Raw genomic sequence first — 6,538 nt, forward strand, 5'->3', positions numbered from 1 at the left:
GTCGGCGATCAGCGAAGCGCGGGCCATGCGTTCGAGGCACAAACTGGTCGATCAGCGAACAGTATTTGCCGTCAGCGTGGGCAAGCGGCAATTGAACTTCCTTATCCTGCGGCATCTCTTCTAGAATTCGAGCTGTTGCATCCGCCGGGCCACGCCTGCGCGGCCTTCCCTGGGCGTGGCATGCCGCCGCGCCGTCATCGAGAGAGCCATGAGTTCCAGCACACCGCTGTCCGGCGTCAACCAACCCTTGCGGGGTATCGCACTGGTGGTGGGAGCGACGTTCCTGTTCGCCAGCCACGATGCCCTGTCCAAATTCCTCGGCGGCCTTTACCCGATCGTGATGGTGGTGTGGGCACGTTATGTGGTGCATACGCTGCTGATGGCCGGCATTTTTCTGCCCAAGTCTGGCCTCAACGTATTGCGCACCCGCCGGCCGGTATTGCAGACCTTGCGGGCCTTGAGCCTGCTGAGCACCAGCTTGCTGTTCACCAGCGGCCTTCAGTACCTGCCGCTGGCTGAGGCGACGGCGGTCAACTTCCTTGCCCCGGTGCTGGTCACCGCGTTGTCGGCGCCGCTGCTCAAAGAGCGGGTGACGGTGGGGCAGTGGGTGGCGGTAGTGCTGGGTTTCATCGGCGTGCTGGTGGTGGTGCACCCGGGTGGAGCGATGTTTACCCCGGCCATTCTGTACCCGTTCGGTTCGGCGTTGGGCTTCTGCTTCTATCAGCTGCTGACGCGCATTCTGGCTGCACATGACAGCCCGACTACCAGCAACTTCTATGCAGGGCTGTGCAATACCCTGGCAATGAGTGCACTGGTGCCGTTCTTCTGGGAGGTGCCGCGGTGGGACCATGCCCTGCTGATGCTGGCACTGGGCGGCTTTGGCATGACTGCGCACCTGCTGCTGACCCAGGCCTTCCGCCATGCGGCACCGGCGTTGCTGGCGCCGTTCAGCTACTGCCAGATCGTGTTTGCCGGTTTGCTTGGGCTTGTATTCTATAGCCAGGTGCCGGATACCTTGAGCCTGGTGGGGATTTCGGTGATCTGCCTCAGTGGGCTGGGGGCGGCGTGGATGCAGCGGCGCAAGTAAAACCTGTACCGCCTGTTCGGATTGATGCGCGGGTTTACCTACGAAGAGGCCGGTACAAGCAAACCTGACAGAGCCAGCCTATCACCCTCTAACAGCCACTCTATTAGAACTCTGCCCAAGCTCGTCTAGTCTTTCCCGTGGCCCCGTGTAGACCTGATGAGGGGTAGCACGACCCCCCACGCTCGGCTGAAAGAACACCTGGCATAGACCGGAAATCTGGATAACCGACCCAAAGGTACCCGCAGATGTCGAACGAATCGAAATGCCCGTTCCATCAAACCGCAGGTGGCGGCACCACCAACCGTGACTGGTGGCCTGACCAGCTCAACCTTCGAATTCTTCACCAGCATTCGTCGAAGTCCAGCCCCGATCCGGACTTCGACTATGCCAAGGCGTTCAAAAGCCTCGACTTCCAGGCCCTGAAGAACGACCTGACTGCCCTGATGACCGACTCGCAGGACTGGTGGCCTGCCGACTTCGGCCACTATGGCCCGCTGTTCATCCGCATGGCCTGGCACAGCGCCGGCACCTACCGCATTGGCGATGGCCGCGGCGGCGCGGGCTCGGGGCAGCAACGTTTCGCCCCGCTCAACAGCTGGCCGGACAACGTCAGCCTGGACAAGGCCCGGCGGCTGCTGTGGCCGATCAAGCAGAAGTACGGCAACAAGATTTCCTGGGCCGACCTGATCGTGCTCACCGGCAACGTTGCTCTCGAATCCATGGGCTTCAAGACTTTCGGCTTCTCGGGCGGGCGCGCTGATGTATGGGAGCCGGACGAAGATGTGTACTGGGGGGCGGAAAAGGTCTGGCTCGGTGGCGATACCCGCTACGGCAAGGAACAGGTCAAGGCGCAGCCACCCGGGCAGGGTGACCTGGTGGCCGAGCCGGCCAAGCATGGTGAAGAGCAGAACCGCGACCTGTCGGCTGAGCGTAACCTGGAAAACCCGCTGGCCGCCGTACAGATGGGCCTGATCTACGTGAACCCGGAAGGCCCGGAAGGCAACCCAGACCCGGTGGCCTCTGGCCGGGACATCCGTGAAACCTTTGGCCGCATGGCCATGAACGATGAAGAAACCGTGGCGTTGATCGCCGGTGGCCACGCCTTCGGCAAGACCCACGGTGCCGGCCCCGCCGACAACGTCGGCCCCGAACCCGAAGCGGCAGGCCTGGAGTTGCAGGGCCTGGGTTGGCCCAACAAGTTTGGTTCGGGCAAAGGTGGGGATACCATCACCAGCGGCCTGGAAGTGACCTGGACCTCCACCCCGACCAAGTGGAGCAACGAGTACCTGAACAACCTCTTCAACTTTGAGTGGGAGCTGACCAAAAGCCCGGCCGGCGCGCATCAGTGGCAGCCGAAAGAAGGCAAAGGCGCAGGCACAGTGCCAGATGCCCACGATCCAGGTAAAAAACATGCACCGTCCATGTTGACCTCTGACCTGGCGCTGCGCTTCGACCCCATCTACGAGCCGATCGCTCGCCGCTTCAAGGACAACCCTGACCAGCTGGCGGATGCCTTCGCCCGCGCCTGGTACAAGCTCATCCACCGCGACATGGGCCCACTGGCGCGCTACCTGGGCCCGGAAATGCCCAATGAAGAGTTGCTGTGGCAAGACCCGTTGCCCAAGGCCGATCCAGCCACGATCAGCGAGCAAGACATCGCAGACCTCAAAACCAGGATTCTGGCTTCGGGCTTGACTGTGGGTGAGCTGGTCTCCACCGCGTGGGCATCCGCGTCGACCTTCCGTGGCTCCGACAAGCGCGGGGGGGCCAATGGCGCACGTTTGCGCCTGGCGCCGCAGAAAGACTGGGCTGCCAACCAGGGTGTAGACAAGGTGCTGGCGGCGCTGGAGAAGATACAGGGCGAGTTCAATAGCGGCGGCAAAAAGGTCTCCCTGGCCGACCTGATCGTACTGGCCGGTACTGCAGCCGTTGAAAAAGCTGCCCGGGATGCTGGCTACAGTGGCAGCGTCGGGTTCCGCCCGGGCCGCGTCGATGCGTCCCAGGCGCAGACCGACGTCGAGTCGTTCGCCGTGCTGGAGCCGTTGGCCGATGGCTTCCGCAATTTCGCCAAGGCTCGCTACAGCGTCAAGGCCGAAAAGCTGTTGCTGGACAAGGCCCAGTTGCTGACCCTGACTGCGCCGGAACTGACCGTGCTGATCGGCGGCCTGCGGGTGCTGGGTGCCAACCATGGCGGCAGCCAGCAGGGCGTGTTCACCGACAAGCCCGGCACCTTGAGCAACGACTTCTTCCGCAACCTGCTGGACATGGGCGTGGAATGGAAGTCGACGTCGCCGGACGACGAAACCTTCGAAGGCCGCGACCGCAAGACCGGGCAGGTTAAATGGAACGCTAGCCGGGTTGACCTGGTGTTTGGTTCGCATGCCCAGCTGCGGGCGCTGAGCGAGGTGTATGGCAGCAGTGACGGGGGTGACAAGTTCGTTCGGGACTTTGTGGCCGCCTGGCAGAAGGTCATGGAGCTGGACCGTTTTGACCTGAAGTAAAGGTGTTATGGGGGGCGCAAAGCGCCCCCTTGGCCCTGGTGATCCCGCCAATTCCAGGTCGGATAGGTACAAAAGCGTCCTCGTCGGTTCTGTTGCAATGCTTCTCAGGCAGCCAGCCTGAACAGCGTGCTTACAACGACAAGGAACCCCGACCATGCAAATGCCAAAGACCCTCAAAATCCGCAATGGTGACAAGGTGCAGCCGACCTTTTCGGCGCAGGAGTATGCGGCTCGCCATGCGCGGCTGCGGGCCTACATGGCAGACCAGGACATTGAGGCGGCGATCTTCACCTCGTACCATAACGTCAATTACTACAGTGATTTCCTCTACTGCTCGTTTGGCCGTCCCTATGCGCTGGTAATCACCCAGGACAAGGTTGTCTCTATCAGCGCCAACATTGATGGCGGCCAGCCATGGCGGCGTACCGTCGGCACTGACAACATCGTCTACACCGACTGGCAACGCGACAACTACTTCGTTGCCATCCAGCAGGCGCTGCCGCTGGCCTCGCGTATTGGCGTCGAATACGACCACCTCAACCTGCAAAACCATGCCAAGCTGGCCGCCTGCTACCCCAAAGCCGAGCTGCTGGACATTGGCGCGCCTTGCATGCGTATGCGCATGATCAAATCGGCCGAGGAACAGGCGCTGATCCGCCATGGTGCACAGGTCGCGGACATTGGCGGCGCGGCAATTGTAGAGGCGCTGCGCGACCAGGTGCCTGAGTACGAGGTGGCGCTGCATGCCACCCAGGCAATGGTCCGCGAAATCGCCAAGCGCTTCCCCGATGCGGAGCTGATGGACACCTGGACCTGGTTCCAGTCCGGGCTCAACACCGATGGCGCACACAACCCAGTGACCAGCCGCCGCGTCGGCAAAGGTGAAATCCTGAGCCTCAACTGCTTCCCGATGATCGCCGGCTACTACACCGCGCTGGAGCGCACACTGTTCCTCGACCACTGCCCGGATGAATACCTGCGCCTGTGGCAGGCCAACGTGGAAGTGCACGAGGCGGGGTTGAAACTGGTACGCCCGGGCATGCGCTGCAGCGACATCGCCCGTGAACTGAACGAAATCTTCCTGCGCCATGACCTGCTGCAGTACCGCACCTTCGGTTATGGCCATTCGTTCGGCACCCTGAGCCACTACTACGGGCGCGAAGCGGGGCTGGAGCTGCGCGAAGACATCGACACAGTGCTGGAGCCTGGCATGGTGGTGTCGATCGAACCGATGATCATGCTGCCCGAAGGGCGACCGGGGGCGGGTGGGTATCGCGAGCATGACATCCTGATCGTCAACGACAAAGGCGCCGAGAACATCACCAAATTCCCGTATGGGCCGGAGCACAACATCATTCGCAAATAAACACCGAAGCTGGCCTCATCGCCGGCAAGCCAGCTCCCATAGCTACTGCATAGCACGCAATACCTGTGCAGTCCCTGTGGGAGCGGGCTTGCCGGCGATGAGGCCAGCCCGGACAACAAAAATATCACTGTATGACCACCAGACCCTGCCTCCAATTAAAAGAACCAGAGGGTACCCGTCATGTCCAGCACCACACTTGACCCATCCGCCGTCGCCGGCCCCACATACAACGCCGAACGCCAGGCCCTGCGCAAGGCCGCCCGGGCCAGTTTCATGGGCAACTTCGTCGAGTGGTTCGACTACGCCGCCTACGGCTACCTGGCCACCATCATCGCCGCCACCTTCTTCCCGCAAACCGACAAGACCACTGGCCTGCTGGCAACCTTCGCTGTGTTTGCCCTGTCGTTCCTGGTACGTCCGCTGGGCGGCATCGTCTGGGGGCACTTTGGCGACCGCCATGGTCGGCGCAACGCACTGTCGTGGTCGATCCTGATCATGTCGGTATCCACCTTCTGCATTGGCCTGTTGCCAGGTTATGCGCAGATCGGCTTGTGGGCGCCGGGCTTGTTGCTACTTATCCGCCTGGTGCAGGGCTTTTCCGCCTCCGGTGAGTACGCTGGTGCTGCGGCGTTTCTGGCTGAATACGCGCCGCCCGGCCGGCGTGGCCTGTACACCAGCATCGTGCCGGCCAGTACGGCGGCGGGGTTGCTGTTTGGTGCGGCGTTCGTGGCGGTGCTGCACGAACTGCTCAGCAACCAGGCCCTGCACGAATGGGGCTGGCGCCTGCCGTTCCTGCTGGCGGCACCGTTCGGCCTTGTAGGGCGCTATATCCGCATGAGCCTGCAGGACACACCCAAGTTCCTGGAGATGGAACAGCGCCTGGAAAACAAGGCCGGCATGACGCCGATGCCGCTGCGCGAGCTGCTGGGCCAGCACCGCCGCAGCCTGGCCATCGGCATTGGTGTCACCTGCCTGAACGCGGTGGCGTTCTATTTGCTGCTCAGCTACATGCCGACTTATCTGTCCAGTGAAATGGGCATGAGCGAGCGGGATTCATTCATTGCTTCAACCGTGTCGCTGGCCACTTACATCGGCTTGATCTTCCTGATGGGGCGGCTGTCTGACCGGTTTGGCCGCAAGACCATGCTGGTGGTGGCTTCGCTGTTGTTCCTGGGGCTGACCGTACCGTTGTTCCGCCTGCTTGACGGTCAACCGCTGCTGGTCATCCTGGCGATCCAGATTTGCTTCGGGGCGATTCTGGCGATGAATGACGGGACGTTGCCGTGCCTGCTGGCCGAGATTTTCCCCACCCGGGTGCGTTTCAGCGGGTTTGCCCTGAGCTTCAATGTGGCCAACGCGCTGTTTGGCGGGACTGCGCCGTTCATTGCCACTTGGCTGATCCAGGTGACTGGCAGCAAGCTGGCGCCGGCGGGGTATTTGCTGGCGGCAGCACTGGTGGCGCTGGTTGCCATGCTTATGTGTCGGGAGACCGCACATTCCGCCCTGGAGGATTAACTACCCTGTACCGGCCTCTTCGCGGGCGCGCCCGCTCCCACAGGGACCCCACAGATTCGAATACTGTGG

At 62.1% G+C, this 6,538-nt stretch carries 4 protein-coding genes; all 4 read left to right on the forward strand.

The features are described 5' to 3' along the window. Positions 1-208: 208 nt before the first annotated feature. The 4 genes from AC07XM_RS27525 (at position 209) to AC07XM_RS27540 (ending at position 6,469) form a co-directional block, all read left to right on the forward strand. Positions 209-1,087: a DMT family transporter gene (locus AC07XM_RS27525; RefSeq protein ID WP_016487544.1), complete on the forward strand. Its 879-nt coding sequence runs from the start codon at positions 209-211 to the stop codon at positions 1,085-1,087. Positions 1,088-1,332: 245 nt separating this feature from the next. Continuing rightward, on the forward strand, positions 1,333-3,588 hold the full coding sequence (gene katG / locus AC07XM_RS27530) for a catalase/peroxidase HPI (RefSeq protein ID WP_102690031.1): 2,256 nt from the start codon (positions 1,333-1,335) through the stop codon (positions 3,586-3,588). Between the two features lie 154 nt (positions 3,589-3,742). After that, positions 3,743-4,954, forward strand: a complete 1,212-nt coding sequence (creA, locus tag AC07XM_RS27535) for a creatinase (protein WP_016487542.1) — start codon at positions 3,743-3,745, stop codon at positions 4,952-4,954. A 180-nt stretch (positions 4,955-5,134) separates the two neighbouring features. Next, the gene (locus AC07XM_RS27540) at positions 5,135-6,469 is read left to right on the forward strand and encodes an MFS transporter (protein ID WP_102690032.1); all 1,335 of its coding nucleotides are present in this window, start codon (positions 5,135-5,137) and stop codon (positions 6,467-6,469) included. Positions 6,470-6,538 lie beyond the last annotated feature (69 nt).

Source organism: Pseudomonas sp. GW460-LB5 (genome assembly GCF_059423245.1).

Excerpts from the sequence above, each read along its gene's own strand:
- creA (WP_016487542.1), top strand. The coding sequence starts at position 3,743 with ATGCAAATGCCAAAGACCCTCAAAATCCGCAATGGTGACAAGGTGCAG.
- katG (WP_102690031.1), top strand. The coding sequence starts at position 1,333 with ATGTCGAACGAATCGAAATGCCCGTTCCATCAAACCGCAGGTGGCGGC.
- AC07XM_RS27525 (WP_016487544.1), top strand. The coding sequence starts at position 209 with ATGAGTTCCAGCACACCGCTGTCCGGCGTCAACCAACCCTTGCGGGGT.
- AC07XM_RS27540 (WP_102690032.1), top strand. The coding sequence starts at position 5,135 with ATGTCCAGCACCACACTTGACCCATCCGCCGTCGCCGGCCCCACATAC.